Annotated in this window: 5 protein-coding genes and 4 pseudogenes; 3 read left to right on the top strand and 6 right to left on the bottom strand. The window is 65.5% G+C overall.

Annotated features, from left to right (window positions below; translation table 11 throughout):
• Positions 1-138 precede the first annotated feature (138 nt).
• The 3 genes and pseudogenes from ACSHT8_RS15560 to ACSHT8_RS15550 all read right to left on the bottom strand — a co-directional run.
• Positions 139-495: pseudogene (locus tag ACSHT8_RS15560) on the bottom strand (transposase); the annotation flags it as partial.
• A 304-nt stretch (positions 496-799) separates the two neighbouring features.
• The gene (locus ACSHT8_RS15555) at positions 800-1,513 is read right to left on the bottom strand and encodes a transposase (RefSeq protein WP_436501743.1); all 714 of its coding nucleotides are present in this window, start codon (positions 1,511-1,513) and stop codon (positions 800-802) included.
• 83 nt (positions 1,514-1,596) lie between these two features.
• Positions 1,597-2,025, bottom strand: a pseudogene (locus tag ACSHT8_RS15550) (IS110 family transposase); the annotation flags it as partial.
• A gap of 512 nt (positions 2,026-2,537) precedes the next feature.
• Between ACSHT8_RS15550 and ACSHT8_RS15545 the strand changes: the two are divergent.
• Together ACSHT8_RS15545 and ACSHT8_RS15540 are read left to right on the top strand one after the other, a co-directional pair.
• The gene (locus tag ACSHT8_RS15545; RefSeq protein ID WP_436501742.1) at positions 2,538-5,414 is read left to right on the top strand and encodes a helix-turn-helix transcriptional regulator; all 2,877 of its coding nucleotides are present in this window, start codon (positions 2,538-2,540) and stop codon (positions 5,412-5,414) included.
• A 397-nt stretch (positions 5,415-5,811) separates the two neighbouring features.
• A complete protein-coding gene (locus ACSHT8_RS15540; RefSeq protein ID WP_436502265.1) occupies positions 5,812-6,009 on the top strand; it encodes a hypothetical protein in 198 nt (65 codons plus the stop codon).
• Between the two features lie 60 nt (positions 6,010-6,069).
• Here ACSHT8_RS15540 and ACSHT8_RS15535 read toward each other — a convergent pair.
• Together ACSHT8_RS15535 and ACSHT8_RS15530 are read right to left on the bottom strand one after the other, a co-directional pair.
• A pseudogene (locus ACSHT8_RS15535) lies at positions 6,070-6,448 on the bottom strand (transposase); the annotation flags it as partial.
• Between the two features lie 119 nt (positions 6,449-6,567).
• A complete protein-coding gene (locus tag ACSHT8_RS15530) occupies positions 6,568-7,875 on the bottom strand; it encodes a hypothetical protein (RefSeq protein WP_436501741.1) in 1,308 nt (435 codons plus the stop codon).
• Between the two features lie 271 nt (positions 7,876-8,146).
• On the opposite strand from ACSHT8_RS15530, the pseudogene ACSHT8_RS15525 reads away from it, so the two are divergent.
• A pseudogene (locus ACSHT8_RS15525) lies at positions 8,147-8,937 on the top strand (transposase family protein).
• A gap of 317 nt (positions 8,938-9,254) precedes the next feature.
• Here the strand turns inward: ACSHT8_RS15525 and ACSHT8_RS15520 are convergent.
• A complete protein-coding gene (locus ACSHT8_RS15520) occupies positions 9,255-16,487 on the bottom strand; it encodes an RHS repeat-associated core domain-containing protein (protein ID WP_436501740.1) in 7,233 nt (2,410 codons plus the stop codon).
• Positions 16,488-16,674 lie beyond the last annotated feature (187 nt).

The raw sequence follows: 16,674 nt of genomic DNA, 5'->3' as shown, positions 1-16,674 counted from the left end.
CCGAAACGGCACCTGCCTCACCGAGCATGACGGAGCCTTCGCCGTGGTCAAGGCCAGGCCCTTCGGGTGGCCTACGGCCAGCCTTGACCACGCCTGCGGCACCGTCGACCAGCAAGGAGGCGATGCGGATGGGTTGACGATTTCATCCGTGGTGTACACGAGTTTCCGTAGCTCCGGCGGGAACGCCAGAAATGGGGTGAACTGCTCCCAACTGTTGCGCCACAGTCGGATCATCGCCGGATACTTGTCCTCCCACTCGGCACAGAAGTCGGTGAACACGGTTTCCGCGGCCTCGGCGGTGGGGGCGGTATAGATCTGCTTCAATTGCTTGGTGATCGGCGCCCAATATTTCTTCGACGCATAGCGCAGGCTGGCCCGCACCAGGTGCACCACGGACAATTGCACCGTCGCGGCCGGCCACAGCGTGGTGATCGCCTCGGGCAGGCCTTTCAGACCGTCGCAGGCGACGATCAGGACGTCCTCCACGCCACGGTTTGAGTCTGGTCTTTCGCTCGACCAGGGTTGCGATCGCCGAGCGCTGCCCGGCGCCGACCAATCAAATCCCCTTCCCAATGCCCAACTTCCCGGCGGGAGGCGACACCCGCTGGCCGGTCGTGGATCGACCGCATCGGCGTGGACTGCTTCAGTGCGCCGTCGCGAGACCGTCCCCGGCCGCGTCGGTGCCGGTAAGCGCGGCCAGTGCGCTGGTTCCCCGGGGCAACTGGAAACCGTCCGCGATCCAATGGGCGCGCCTGCCACGAATTCAACTCCTCGACCACTTTGTCGATGATCTTCGAAATCAACTCCCGCGGCACCTGCGCGTCATAGATATCGGCCAAGTGCGCCTGGTTTGTCGGTCGCGGAGCATGGCGTAGAGGACGTTGATGCGGCGTCGGCCGAGGGCGATGAGCGCTTGGTGGTGGGTTTTGCCTTCGCGTCGTTTGCGGTCGTAGTAGGTGCGGCTGGCCGGGTGGTGGCGCAGCGCGCAGAACGCGGATTGGTAGAAGACGCGTTTGAGTGCTCGGTCGCCGGTGTGGGGTCGTTGCAGGTATCGGGTCTTGCCGGACTGGTTGAGGGCCGGCGCCATGCCCGCGGCCGCGGCGAGGTGGTCGCCGGAGGGGAAGCGGGTGATGCCGCCTGCCGCGGCGAGGAACTCCGCGGTGAGCACGGCCCCCATCCCTGGCAGGGTGGCGACGAGGGCCGCGTCAGGGTGGTCGGCGAGCACCTCGGCGAGTCGGGTGTCGACGGCGGCGATCTTGTCTCGTGTTGTCAATCCTTCGGCGGCGAGGTCTTTGATGATCGCCGCGGCGGTGGTTTCGCCCGGCACGCTGAGATGTTGTTGTCGCGCGGCCTCGATGACGGCGTCGACGAGGGGCTCCAGCGTCGAGCGGTTGTGTCTGCCGGTGCGGTGCAGGTGGTTGGTGATGCGGGTCTTGCCTGCCCGGCGGATCTCGGCCGGGGTGACGTAGCGGGCCAGCAACGCCAGGCTGATCTTGTTGGTCGGGTCGACCACCCGTTCCAGGCCGGGGGCGATGCCGCAGTACAGGTCGCGCAGACGTCCGATGCGGCGGGTCTGGTCGATGACGAGTTCCTGGCGCCGACCAGCAGCCTCAGGGCGGTGTCGGCGTCGCTGAGCTCTTCCACCGGGCGCAGGTCGTCGCGGGTGCGGACCTGGTCGGCGATGACCCGGGCGTCGCGGGGGTCGCTCTTGTGTTCTCCGCCGCGGGTGGCGCGCCGGGCGGTCTTGACCGCCAGGCCGGGCACGTGCACGACGTCGAGGCCCGCCGCGAGCAGCATCGCCTCCAGCAGCCGGGCGATACCACCGAGGATGTCGATGCCGACCTGTGTCGTCTCACCCTCGCCGACGAGCTTCGTGATCGTCTCGACGAGCTCACCGATCGCCGCCGGGGTGTTGTCGACCCGCCGGCTCAGCACGCTCACGGCCTTGCCGGTCCGCGGGTCCATCCGGGTCGCCACCGCCCAGTGGAACTCCTTGGCCACATCGATACCGACCGCCACATCCATCTCGCTCCTCCTTCCACACGCAGCGCGGTGCCGCCTCTTCCCGCCGTCCTCGCCCTACACAGCGATGGGCCGCAGAGCCTGATCAGCGGTCAGAAACAAGCAGCGAGACGGGCGGCAGAGCCTCCAGAGCCATCCACGACAGCCATCACGAAAGCCATACCCGCCTCGCCGGCACTCACCCGCTCCCGGCCACTGAGCCTGGCCCCGTCCTCGCCGATGTCAAGGCCACGCCCTTCGGGTGGCCTACGGCCAGCCTTGACCCCGCCTCCGGGCGGAGCCTTCAACAACAAACCGGGAACAGGCCTGAAGAACACTCTCGAAGGTCGGGCCTCATGTGGCCGTCGGCGTCGCGGGCGGCGAGGTCACGCTCGGTTGTCCGGCTTGCACAATCAGATGCAAGGGTCCTCGCGTTGACCGCCAACCCCGGCGCATCTGAGCCGCTGGCCAACCCATCACCTGACCGCCTACGGCTGGACGGCTTGGGGCGGGTGGGGGAGACTTGGTTTGTGCGGATGGAGCCATTGCTCGTCGAGCGGGATGGGGAGTTGGCTGCGCTGGCTGGTGTGGTGGCTGGTGTGGGGGTGAGTTCTGGGTTTGTTGTGGTGGAGGGACCTGCAGGGATTGGCAAGTCAGCGCTACTGGGATCGGTCGCGGGGTTAAGCGAGGGTACTGGTGCGCGGGTGTTGGGGGCGCGGGGGACGGAGTTGGAGCGTCCGTTCGGGTTCGGGTTGGTTCGGCAGCTGTTTGAACCGGTGTTGGTAGGCGTCTCGGCGGGTCAACGTGCGGAGTGGTTGTCAGGAGCTGCTGGTTCTGCGGGTGCAGCGTTAGGCGATTCTGGCGTGGGCGATGCGCCGGTCGGGGACTTTGCGGTATTGCATGGGTTGTATTGGTTGACGGCTAATTTGTGTGCGAATCGGCCGTTGTTGTTGGTTCTGGATGATTTGCATTGGGCCGATGCGGGGTCGCTGAGGTTCTTGGCGTATCTGCTGCCGCGGTTGGAGGGGTTGCGGCTGGCGGTGGTTGTCGCCACGAGGGCGCATGAGCCGGGCGCTGAGCAGCATTTGCTTGATTTGTTGGTGGCTGACCCTTCAGTGGTAGTGTTGCGGCCGGCGCCGTTGAGCACTTCGGCTGTGGGTGTGATATTAGGTGCGGAGTTGGGTTCGCCGGTCGATTCGGCGTTTGTTGCGGCGTGCGCGTCCGCGACCGGAGGAAATCCGTTGTTGTTGTCGGCGTTGGCTCGTGTAGTCGTAAGGGAGGGTGTGGCTCCGACTGCGGCTAATGTGGGTCGGGTGCCGCAAATGGGGGGTGATGCGATCGCGGCGCGTGTGCGGTTGCGGTTGTCTCAGATGTCGGAAGAGGCAGCTCTGTTAGCGAGGGCGGTGGCGGTTTTGGGGGATGACGTTGCCGTTCGATTGGCTGGGCAAGTGGCTGGGTTGTCGGCGGCCGCTGCGGCGTCGGCACAGGTGCAGCTTGTACATATGGGCGTGCTGGACAGGTCGGTCGCGACCGTTGGTGATCAATCGGTGTTGCGGTTTGCCCATCCTGTGGTGCGTGCTGCGGTGTACGACCAGACTGACTTTGCGGATCGGATCGCCGGTCACACGAGAGCGGCGCGACTGTTGTGTGATGATGGTGCTGAACGGGTGGCCGCACATTTGCTGCTGATCCCGCCTACTGCGGATGAGCAGGACGTGGTGACGTTGCGGCGTGCGGCGCAGGACGCGGCACGGCGTGGTTCGCCGGACACGGCCTATGTGTACTTGAATCGTTGTCTTGCAGAGTCGATGCCAGCATCGGAGCGGTACGCGGTGTTGCGTGAGGCGGCGAAAGCGGCCGAGATGGTGGACTTGGGCTTGGCGGTGGTCCACCTACGCGAAGCACTTACCCTCACCTCGGACCCCACCGAGCGGGCCTCGATCACCCAACAGATGGGAACCAATGCCCTTTTCATGCAGGAGATCGACCACGCGATCGGCGCATTCGAGGAAGCCCTCGCTTTTCTCGGTGATGAGGCTCAGTGGGAATCCGATGAGCAACGCGACTTGGCCCAGTTGATCCAATCCGGCCTGGTCAACGTCGGTTTGGTCGCGACCGACCGTCCCGAGCTGACCCGAAGGGTCGAACAGTTGCGAACCATACGGCCATCCGCCGGGATAGGCGGTCGTGCGCTGGATGGTTTGTTGTCGATGTTCGAGACGTTCCAGGCAGTCCCGACAGCGATCGAGAGAGCCCGACGATGCCTCAGGGGGGGGATTCCCACGCATAGTGTGCACTCGCTGTCGGCTCAGTCAGCCGCTTATCACGTACTGCTCTTGGCCGACGTGGACGATATCGAGGCGATCCTCGAGGACGCCGTGACAAGCGCGCACCGGCAAGGTTCACAGGTGGCGGCGCTTATCGCGCACGTCTGGCGGTGTGTTGGGCGGCTGTGGCGTGGGGCGTTGGTAGATGCAGAGCAGGATGGCCGTACTGCTATGCGCATGGTTGAGACGACCGGCATCCAGCTCGGGCGGCCGTTTGTGGGCGCCTTCCTGGGTGAGGTGCTGCTCGAGCGAGGCCATACCGATCAAGCCGCCGCCGTCCTGGACTGGGCCGACGGCGGAATGTCTATCCAGCAGCTGCGGGACGCACCGGGGTTCGTCTACTTGATGATGGATACCCGCACACACGTTCTGCGTGCGCGGGGTGAGTTCGAACAGGCCCTGAAGGGGGCATTGGCGACCGGTGAGCGGTTCGCCGCACACGGTGGCCAGAACCCGGCCATGGCAGGGTGGCGCGCTGAGGCAGCGCTGTGTCTGCACGCGATTGGCCGACGTGATGAGGCTGTTCGTTACGCCGACGAGGAACTCACGTTCGCCCGCATGTGGGGTGCTCCGCGGACGGTCGGTCATGCGCTGCGTGTCGCCGGACGGGTCCGTGGAACGCTTGAGGGATTGCCGCTGTTGGAGGAGGCGGTGCGGGTGCTGGAGGGCTCGACAGCACATCTGGAGTACGCGAAGGCGCTCATTGACCGAGGCTCGGCGCTGCGCCGGTCCGGTCAGCGTGCCTCCGCCAGGCCGAGCTTGGTCAAGGGGCTCGACCTAGCCATGAAGTTCGAGGCTACACCAATGGTCGACCTTGCCCGTGCCGAACTTCGCGCCTCTGGCGTCCGGCCACGAACGCCACACATGACCGGTCCGGACGCCCTTACCCCTAGCGAGCAGCGAGTCGCCGTCCTTGCGGCCAAAGGACTCAGCAACAGAACTATTGCCCAACAACTGTTCGTCACCACGAAAACCGTCGAAGTACACCTAGGCAACGCCTATCGCAAACTTGGCATCACCAAGCGTTCACAACTGGCCGCAAGCCTCACCTCAGGACCCTCGCCTATGGGACTGGCCGCGGTCTGATTGAACGGCCAATGACCGGGGTCGATCCCCGACCTGGCCCCGCTGCCAGGGAAGCGCCTCCGCAGGCCAGGAACCCGTGCGAGATGCTGCGGGACGTCGCACGCTGGCCGACTTGGAGGTCCAGTTCGACGAGCGACTCGCCCATCTGCGCTCCCGCCGCGGATCACATTCGCGTCGCGCTACCACCAAAGCGGCCTGGCGCCGCGATGACCGCGTCTTACCGAGGTCGGCGCGACAGTCGACAAGTGTGGAACGGCCAGCCCGGTCACGCCTCCGCCCCGACTGGCCCTGCGAGCTGTTACCTTCGGCCCGTCGAGCCAGGGATAATCGATCTTGGAGGACAGACTGCGGGTCGACATCGTCACCGTCTGGCTGCCCTGAACGCGCCCCCGCTAGCGTGCGCCCGGCGCCGTCGACCCCGTTCGCCGAGCTGTTCCACACTCTGTGCTTCGACACGACCGTGACGCTCACCGCGCTGATCGGCTACGCCGCCCGCGCCCTGCTCCGATCACCGGCCCCGGTCCAGGCACACCACCATCACGATCTCGGCCGGCTGCTTCCTTCCCGGGCGATCGAGCCTGGCGAGGACGGGTGATCTTCTCGACACCGTCGGCGCGGGTCGCGCTCGGGCTGATGCGAGGCCGCTTCGACCGGGTCGACATAGCCTGCTGCTGCCTTTCGGCCTCGTAGCACTGTGGGCGGCGTCGGCGTTGCTGGTGACCAGGCGGACGCCGGCCACGCCACGGGCGAGCAGGTCGGGCGTAGAACGCCAGCCAGCCTGCGCCCTCCTCGCCGGGAGGTGACCTGGATGATGCCGAGGATCTCGCGGTCGCCCGCGGCGTCGACGCCGCGGGCGATCAGGCAGCGCACGTTGCCGTTCGCGCACTGAGCACACGAGCGCGTCGGCGGCGACGTTGGATACTGCCCTGGTCGAGCGGGCGGGTGCGCTACGCATCGGCCTGGGTGTCCAGATCGCGGGCCATGATCGAAACTTGGGACTTGGACAGGCTGGTGACACCGAAGGACTCGACGACAGGGACATATGGCGATCGTCCGATGGGACGCTTCTCCGGCGTTGGCACCTCAAGGAAACCCGTGCATGCCGTGGCCGGGTGCTACCACATGATGGGCAACCGTGATCAGGGTTCCCGGCTCAGGGCGAAGTGGCGATTGTCGCGCCGGTGGCCTCCAACGTGTACTTGATGGGCGTCCACGAGAAGCCCGACGAACAGCTTGTGCCGTATTGTGGGCAGGGAAACCCGCCATACGTGCTGCCTCCGATAACAGTGCCCATCGCGTAAATCTTCGACGTGCCGACTGCGGGAATAAATACCGGCCCCCCGCTGTCTCCCTTGCCGACTGCGACCTCGTCGATGTCTGGAAGCCAGACTTTGAAGTACGGGTCGTATGTCATGATCTGGGCCCGAGCCACGTGGACTTTTCCGTCGGGAGTGCTTTGCTCGGTCATTGTGACTTGGGCTCCGCAGTGCTCACCGGTCTGGGCGCCGCCCTGACACACCCACTGACCAACATAGGTGCCGACGGTGTAGGCGACACCACTGTAGCTGCTCGACCCGACCGGGCCGCGATAGATGTACGGCGACATCGCGTAGCCCGGTTTCGCGGAGACGTACGCTGTGTCCAGGTGGTTGTTGAACCCGAAGAACAGCGCATTTGGTAGGTACGAGTCGCCACCGAGCCAGGCGTCGTCGCCGTAGCCGTTCTTGGCGCAGTGCGCCGCCGTCAACATAGCGTTCGGTTCGCTGTGCGCCGATCTGCCTGACGTACGAATGGCAAATCCGGTGGAGCAGTCGCCCTTCCAGGTGCGGTACCTGGCACCGCCCCAATATGGGTTGGTGTCTTGGCTGCGGTTGAACATCGGCTCACTATCCGTGCCGGTGATGATGGTGAGCGGGATGCTCGATGCAAGTATCTGCTGGGCCTTGGCGACATCCCCGGCCACGGTGGCCTGTAGGCCGCTACTGTCGGGCCTAGGCCCCACGCTGAGCAACTCGATGCCCGCGGCGTCGGCCCGCTCCAACAGAGACGTCATCTGCTGCTGCATCTCGATCAAGGAATGAGTCACCTGCGAGACGTAGACCGTGATCCCCGCCGGGCGGGCATCAATGGCTGCTTCCACCTGCGGCGGAACCTGACCACTCCAGTACACGGTAAGACTGTTGTCCGCGACCGAGAGCTTGATCGAGCTATATCCGCTTTCCGCGACTGGTCCGGTCGCGGCCACAATGGAGTCTGCCGCAGCGGTCAGCCGGTCCTGGACCGCGAGCAACGAGTCCCACGAAGTGAATCCGTAGGGCACCGAGTCAACGATGCCACGCGTGTACTCGTTCGTCAGGCGACTCTTGTCCGGCAGCACCTCGCCTACCGCAGGCAAGCCTTGGACGGTGGCGGCTAGAACAACAGACGCGAAGATCGCGCCAATCACCGATCTCGTGATCAACTCTTCCTCCGTACGTGCAGCGGCGCTTGGATGTGCCTGTGATCTTCAAGTGCGACTCAGAAGGACCGTAAGATCTCGAACTCCTATATCCGTGAGTAAGGGCTGCTCCACGAAGCCAATGAGCCTATCCGGGTACCAGCACTGTCGCCCTGAATGAAGGCCCGATGTTGGGTCGCCGACGCGCCCGGATGTGTTGTGGTGCAACGAAAGACGCAGAACCCTGTATGAAGTCGGCCCTACCATAGATCCAACTTCTGGGATTCTGCGCGTGATGAGTATGTCAAATACTGCTGCGCTGCCGATTCGGGAGCAGTCGGCGCCGTTCGTCTCCGGCCTGTTGGGTGATGAGCGGGTGCGCGCCGTACCGCGCCGACCGGCGGAAACTGAGCCCGTTCAAGCAGGCGATCCTGGCAATGCGATGGTTCCTCGACGCCACCAGGGTCATGCAACTGGCCTGCGACAACGGCATCGGACGCTCCACCGCCAACGAATATCTCCAAGAAGGCCTCGCCGTGCTGGCCGCGCAGGCCCCGGCGCTGCAATCCGCTCTGTTGGCGGCGAAAGTCGCAGGTCACGACCACGTCAGCATCGACGGCACCCTGATCGAAATCGACCGGTGCCGCATCCATGGGCCGACCGCTGGAGTGGACCTGTGGTGGTCGGGAAAACACCATCACCATGGCGGGAACATCCAGGTCATCACCGCGCCCGACGGGTGGCCACTGTGGACCTCGCAGGGCCAGCCCGGTCGAGAACACGACACCAGCGCGCTACGCCCGCACGGCGAGATCGTGCCCGCGCTGACCGGCTGGACCACCACCGGCGTGCCCGATCTCGGCTACGAGGGTGAATCCGCCACAATCACCATCGCGATCTAGAAACCCAAGGCGGCGAACTCACCGACGAGCAGAAAGCCGCCAACAAGACCCACAACGGCAACGCGCCATCGGCGAACGCGGAAACTCCCTGCTCAAGACCATGTTCAAGGCCCTGGGCCATCGGGGGCGAATCGCCGCCGCAGACCTCGTGATCCTCCACATCGATCACGACCGCACGACATGAGCACCCTCCGTGACGAAACCAATTACCCGGAAAGGCTCACTGACCGTGGAACTGGAGTATGAACAAGCACGATCGCGAGATTCCGTCCGTCGAGCACAGGGCCGCGCACGTGACAACGTCCCTCGACCGCACCTACCGCACCGTATCGGATGGCGAGGCCGCCGGTAGTCAACGGTTATGTGCACGACATCTTCGAGATGCCCAGGAGGGCTCCCTGTAGAACGGGCGATCGACAGATCGACCCGTCTACCGGGAGCCCTACCCTTCCGGGAATAAGGTGAAGAGACTAGATCATCAAGTTGTGCAATAGTCGACTACTACCTGGTAATGCAAAGATGCATGCAGCCTGCGAGCACTACGTTACCCATGCCTGGTCCGAGTATTGTCGGCAACATGGTCACTCTCTTCACAGTGTGTACATTGAAGTAGACGGGCAGACGCTTTGGAGGAAATACGACCGTCAGAGGCATCTTCGCCCCTGGGAGCCAAGTGGACATACCCTCGAGGCTCTCTCTAATTTCTGGTAGCAACGCCTTGACCTCCGTTGCGCCGTACTTCGCCCCCAGATACGTTCGAGAGAGGTCCACCTCTTGGCCGGCCATGATTTTCCCGATCGTGTCCCAATCGCCTTGCTGCATGAGTTCGCCAGCTATGGTGAGGAGTTGTTTTCCTGGTTGGGCTGTCGTCACGCTCGTTCCAGGCGGAACCAGGTACGTACTAGCGGAGGTCAACGTTCCGGAGTGTGCTTGAATGACGTTTGACTGACCACCTGGCATAATAATTGCGGCCTGCGATTGACCCTCTTTTCCTGGCCAGGCCTGGATGAGCGCCGGGAGTGTTTGAGCTGCGGCCGCCGCGAGCCAGGGTCGGCTTGCGTTGGCGAGTGCGGCGAGTTCGGTGCCGGTGGCGACTGCTCCTGCGGCTCCGGTTGTTGCGGATGCGATGGTTGTGTAGGCGGTTGCTTGTTCTGCGAGGGTTGTGGGTCCGCCGACGAGGGTGCCGTCTTCGCGTTCGAGGAATGCTCCTGTGGCGTCGACGGAGGGCGCGTAGAAGGGGGTGTTGATGAGTTCGGTGATGGCGTTGTCGATGGTTTGGGCGCCGTCGAGCATGCTGTTGAGGGCGGCTCCGATGGAGTTGTTCCAGGCTTTTTCGAGGCCTTCGATCTGGTTTCCGTTCCAGCCGCTGCCTCCGTTGCCGCCGGGTCCGGTGTAGCGGTTTCCGTCGGAGATGGTGCCGTTGGTGCAGGGTTTTTGGTCGGTGCCGCCGCAGGTTGTGATGGGTTCGTTGGGGGTGGGGGTGATGGTGGCCCAGGGTCCGTAGTTGGGGGTTTGTTGGTTTGTGTAGTAGTCGCTGGCGTCGCTGTATCCGCCGTTGGGGATGTCGTTGTAGCCGGTGGGGTCGGTTCGGTTGGTGGGGTCGCCGTTGACGTAGTTGTAGGGGTGGTTTGAGCGGATGGGGTCGGGGGTGAGGAAGGTTTTGGTGGTGGGGTCGTAGATGCGGCCGTTTGCGTTGATGGTGCGGAGGTTGTCGTTGTGTTGGTGGCCGGTGTAGCCGTGGGTGTTGGTGCCGCCGGTCGTGGGGTTTTGGTTGTTGTTGGGGATGGGGGCGCCGGTTTGGGTGGTGCGGGCGCCGTAGGCGTCGTGGAAGAGGCCGCCGGGGTTGTTGAGTTGGCCGGTGGCGGTGGTGGTGGCGGTGGGGGTGCCTTGGGGGTCGGTGAGGGTGTAGTCGATGGTGGTGGTTTGTCCGTTGTGGACGGCTTGGCCGACGCCGGGGATGGTGTAGATCCAGGTGTGGGTGTTGTTGGGGGTGGCGCGGTGTTCGAAGAGGTTGTTGATGGTGAGGGTGGTGCCGAGTGGTCCGGTTTCGGTGAAGCGGTCGCCGCCTGCGGTGTAGGTGAAGGTGGTGGTCGCGTTGTTTTTGTCGGTCATGGTTTTGGGGAGGTTGTACGGGGTGTAGGTGGTGTGGCGGAGGGTGTTGTTGGTGGGGCCGGTGATGTCGGTTTGGCGGCCGTGGGTGTCGTAGTGGTAGGTCTCGGTGCCGTCACCGGCGGGGTTGGTGGCGGTGGTGGGGGCGTGGGGGCGGGCCTGGCCGGGTGTGGGGTAGGTGTTGGTGGTGGTGGGGGAAAGTGCGGTGCTGTTGGTGGTGGTGAGCAGGTTGCCGCCGGGGGTGTGGGTGTAGGTGGTGGTGGTGCTGGTGCCGTTGTTGGTGAGGGTGTCGGTGTGCAGGCGGGCGAGGTCGTCGTAGGTGTAGGTGTTGACGCGGTTGGTGTTGCCGGTGGCCTCGTCGTTCTGGGTTTTGGTGTGGACGCGTCCGGCGTCGGTGTAGGTGTAGGCGAGGTGTTGCAGGGTCTTGTTGTTGACGGGGCTGGTGGTGGTGGTCTTGTCCAGCCTGCCGGTCTTGGGGTCGTAGGTGTTGGTCTGGGTGAGGCCGTTGTTGGGGGCGCGGGTGATCTGGGTGGGGGCGAGGTCGGCGTTGGCGGTGGTGATGTGGGCCAGGGTGGCGGGGGCGAGCGGGTCGGAGACGTCGGTGATGGTGGTGGGGTGGCCCCACTGGTTGTAGGTGTTGCGGATCTTCATGTCCGGGCGGCCGGGGGCTGAGGGGTAGGTCAGGGTGTCGGCGCGTCCGGCCCAGTCGTAGGTCTGGCGGAAGGAGCATGGGGATGCCGCGGGACACAGGGAGTCGGCGGCGGTGTGGATGTAGTCGGTGCCGATGCCGCGGCCGAGGGTGTCGTAGTGGTGCAGGGTGGTGATCTGGTCGGGTGAGACGGTGGAGGCGGGTTGCCCGAGGCCGTAGTCGCGGGTGTCCCAGGTGTAGGTGGTGGTCGTGGTGGCCGGCGGGTTGGCCTGCGCGTCGAGGTCGGCGACGGTGGTGACCCGGCCGAGGTCGTCGTAGTGGTAGGTGGAGACGTCACCGGATCCGGCGTGGGTGATGGTGTGGATCTCGCCGGTCGGTTTGTAGGTGTAGTCGGTGGCGCCGCGGTCGGGGTCGGCGACGTGTTTGACCGCGCCGGTCGCATGGTAGGTGGTGGTCGTGGTGTTGCCGTCGACATCGACGGACTCGAAGGGCTGGTCGAAGGGCCCGTACTTGACCGTGCCCATCGCCCACTGCCCGCCGCTGTGCGCGGCACCGGAGGTGACCACACGACCGGAGGCGTCCACAATGGACTTGGACTTGTGCCCATCCGCGTCCGTCACCACCGTGGTGAACGGGTCCGGATAGGCGTAGCCGGTGACCTTGCCGTCCGGGCTGGTCGCGGTGAGCGTGCGACCCAGGTTGTCGTAGGTGGTGACGGCCTTGTCGTTGCTGTTGGGCCGCGTCACCCATGAGGGTCGGCCCAGCGAGTCATAGCCGGTGGTGGACACGACCGCGCTGCCGTCGAACCCGGTGACAGTGGACTTACGGGCACGACCCAACTGGTCGGCGATCACAGTGGTGGTGTTCTTGGTGATGTTGGGTGCGGGGGTGGTGTGCACCTCGGTGCTCACCTTGGTGCCGATGATCTTGCCGTTGCCGTCGAGGTGGTGGGCGTAGGCGATCTCGGTGGGCGCGACGCCGTCGCCGGTGGTCTTGACCACGCGGCCCAGGTCGTCGATCAGCGCGGCGCTGTGGGTCGTGCCGGACACCAAGTCGGCGGGGCTGGACTTGGCGTCGGTGAGCACCCAGGAGGCGAGCACGGTCCCGTGGGCGGGGTGGTGCACGGTCCAGGTGGAGGGCTGGTAGGCGGTCTCGCCGCGTTCCACCCAGGTCTGCACCGGGAAGATCCGCTCGTCCGGACCGTTCAGTGGCATCCCGTTGGCGGGGACTCCCGGCCCGGGCGCCAGCAGGTACTCGATGTGGGTGATCCGGTCGGGTTGCCCCGCCGCGGAGACCTTCTGTTGGGTCACCCCGCCGGTGGCGTGCCGTTGCACCGTGGCGGTCACCTCGTCGGCGGTGCCTTTCTGGGTGGTGGTCGAGATCGGCAACCCGGTCACCGGGTCGGTCACATGGTCGACGGTCCGGGTCACCGCCCCTGGTGCCCCCGGCGTCGCCGAGGACGAGGTCACCTCGCTGTGTTTGGGTTTGCCGATCAACCACACCGCCGCGTTGACGTCGGTCGTGGTCGTGGTGGTGGTGATGTCGCCGGCCCCGGAGCGGGTGACGCTCTTGGTCGGGTTGCCGAAGTCGTCGAACCAGGCCTTGATCTGGCCGTTGACCACTTCGGACAGTTCCACCCGGGACGTGGTGAACGGCGCCAGCGTGGCGGGGTCGAAGCTCAGGTGCTGCACGTCCTGGGTGCCGAGAAGGCTCGGTGACCAGTTCACCGCCACCTGTGTCTCCGAGGTCTCGGTGATCGACCCGGTCGGATACGTGACGAACGACTTCCCGCCGTTGAGCTCCCGCATCTCCGGGGTCTCGGTCCGCACCCGGGTGATCCGCGCTCGCGCCGAGGGCGGCGGTTGTTCCCAGTCCACCTCGTCGATCAACGTCGCGGTGGTCACGTCGGTGGGGGTCGCGGCGAACGGGGTCAGCGAGGCCGCGGACATGCCGTTGTTGAAGGCCCTCAACGTCTTCACATGGTCGTAGGTGGAGACCGTCTCGGTGGCGGCGTGTTCGTCCCAGGAGCGCACCACCCGGAACCCGACGAACCCCGCCCGGGCGTTGGTCACCGGATCGGCGTAGGAGTACCTGAGGGTGTAGGGGGCGCCGGTGCCGTCGAACATCTCGTCGTTGACCGTCACCGACCGCACCACCGGCATGCCCGAGCGCACACACACCAGCGGGAACCCGCACGTGTTCTGCGCGATCAGGTCCGCGCGGTCGGTCCACGCGGTGTCGTAGTCCACCCTGATCTGCGGATGCGCGGCGTTCTCGTCGGACACCGAGACCACCCGGTCGGTGAGTGGCGTGTTCTGCGTCATCACGGTCAGGTTCGTCCCGCCGTGGGTCATGATGTCCGGGCGTCCGTCGCCGGTGAAATCGGCGAGCTGGGAGAACACCCGGCCCTCGATGCGCGGCATGCCCGCGGGCGCGACCATGTCGTTGCGCTGGAACGACCCGTCCCCGCGGGAGAGCATGACCGTGACCTTGTCCTGCCCGTTCGCGATCCACGACCAGTCGCCGACCTGGGGCTTGTCATGCTGCAGGTCGGTGTTCCAGAAGCTGACGACGTCATCGCGGCCGTCACCATTCATGTCACCGATCCGCACATCGAGCAGCTCGTCATGCGGCACACCGAACGCCGCGGACGCCGCACCGGAGTCCAAGCGCAGCCCGACACCGGTGTTCCACAGAATCCTCGCCGGCCCCGCGGCCTGGCTCAAACCTTGCTCGTTCAGATCCCTGCCCACGACCAGCGTGTCGGCCAACCCGTCGGCGTTGAAATCACCGAAGAACGTCTTCTTCGGGAACAGCTCGTTGTTGAAGTGCTCGTCACCACCCGGGACGCCGCCCTCCACGTAGTACAACCGCTGCGGCGACAGCCACGGATGCGTCCTCGCCCCACCCGGGGCCGGGCTCAAACCCTGGTGCTTGGCACCCCCACGCACCACCGTCAGGGTGCTGTTCGACGGGTCGTACCCGAACGCATCCACGTCGGAGCCACGACCACACTCGTCGGACCACGGGTACTGCGACACCGCCCGCTCCAGCAACAACTCCGCCCGACCATCACCATTGGTGTCGGACACCTGATGCGCGCAATGCGGGTTGACCACCTCGGGGAAGACCATCTGCGGGCCGAGCGCCAACGGCTGCACGCCGCCCATGTTGAGCCGCAGCGTCACCCGAAACTTGTTGGCGTTGGGATCGAGCCACGCCGCGAAACGGTCCATCCGGCCGTCCCCGTTGGCATCCCCCCAATCCTCCCACGCCGTCTCCTTCTCAGGGAACGAGTGCGCCGTCATGAACGTGTGCGTCGCCGCGTCCCACGTCAACACCCTCCCGAACATGTACATCGAGCTGGCGCCGCCAGCGGCATTGCTCGGATCCTTCCAGCTGACTTTGTTGGCGGCCAGCGACAGATCGGTCTTGCCGTCCCCCTCCAAATCCATCGGACGCGTCTCCGCGATACTAGTCGTGTTGAACGGGTAGTCACCCTGCCCGCCCGCGGTGAACGACTCCGCCAGCGGCGCCACCACACCCGCGGCGTCCCGCTTGCTCATCAACACCTTGTCCGGAGGCGCCGCACAGTTCCCGCACTGGAGGAAACTCTCGAAGAACACCAGATCCGCCGCGCCGTCACCGTTGTAGTCACCAGTGCGTGCCCCCGGCGGGACCTCGTGGTCCCCGGCAGGCAGCGGGAACGACGCCACCGTCTGCGCCGAGGCGAACGACGGCGTCTGCGGTGTCGCCCACTCGAACTGCTTGGCCACCGCGCACCCCCCCGACGCCCCACACATCGTCAGCTTCGCCAACCGCGAACGCACCACACCCGCGGCCGGATCCATCGTCTGGTAGTCGAACTTGTAGGTACGCACCACCTTCACCTGATCCGGATCCGGCGCCCACATCCGGATCTCCTTGATCCGCTTCGTCTGCTTGAACCGCACCCCCGACACAAACGACAACCCGTAGTCGGTCACGAACTTCGACGCGTCCACCGGATCGACATTGCGCCGGTCCTCCCAGACGACCTCCACCGACCGCGCCGCCGGGAAACCCGCCCCCCACGTGTAGGTGATCTTCGACAGCAGCCGCTCGGACCCGAACGGATCCCCCGGCGACTGCGGATTCACCCACGACGAGAAATCCGCCGCGTTGTACTCGTAGCGCATCTCGTTGCCGAACCGATCCGCGACCGTCGACAACTCCCACCCCACCCGACGCGAGACCAGGTCCTCCGACACCGGCGCCCAATTCGGCACCTGCGTGTACTTGTCATTCGCCGGAGGATTCGACGTCTCCGACGAGGTCTGCACACTCTCCTGCGAACCCGTCGCCGACCACGCCACATACGTCGCGACACGACCATCCCGCGTCCGCACCTCGAACCGATCCGGCCCCGTCGCCGGCGACGCCTCCGGCTGCCCCTCCACCGGATAGTTCTTCGCCTCGACCTTGGCGAACACATCCCCGGCCGTGCGGTACTCACTGCCCCCAGCCCCATAGGTGCCCGACACCACAACCAACTCCTGCCCATCCAGACAGAACCGGTCCTCAGCGTCGTAATTGACCCCCCGCTTCACCCCATCGACCTGCAACGACTTGCCACACCGCGAGATCTGCGACCCCAGCCCCGATACCGACATCCCCACGCCCGCCGAACCGTCCCCCTGGCTCGACGTGTACGACAACCCCACCGACGGAGCCATCCCCGCCCGACCCGGCGGCACATCCAACGGCACCGTGTACGACGCCCCACCCGCCGACGACACCCCCCACGAACCACCCAACACACCCCCACCAACCGCCGGCCCCACCGGCAACCCCCCACCCGGCACACCGAACACCGCCACCGGCAACACAGGCCGCCCACCCACAGCCCACGCCACCCCCCACGACAACACCGACACCACAGAAGCCACCAACCCCACCACCGTGAGACCAGCGACCCACCTCCACACCCGAGACATCAACACCAACTCCAAACCACACACAGGGAACAAGCGCACACCGCGCCCACCCCACACCCCACCCCACACACCCCCACCACCACACCAGGACCACCCCCCAACCCCCACCCCAAACACCCGCAACACCGCACACCACGAACGGCCCAGGGAGCGCGATGATCGAGGCGTTGATCGCCGAGTCCCCCGA

It is taken from the genome of Actinokineospora sp. HUAS TT18, from assembly GCF_051364635.1.
GTDB lineage: Bacteria > Actinomycetota > Actinomycetes > Mycobacteriales > Pseudonocardiaceae > Actinokineospora.
This window is presented reverse-complemented; position numbering and strand designations above follow the sequence as displayed.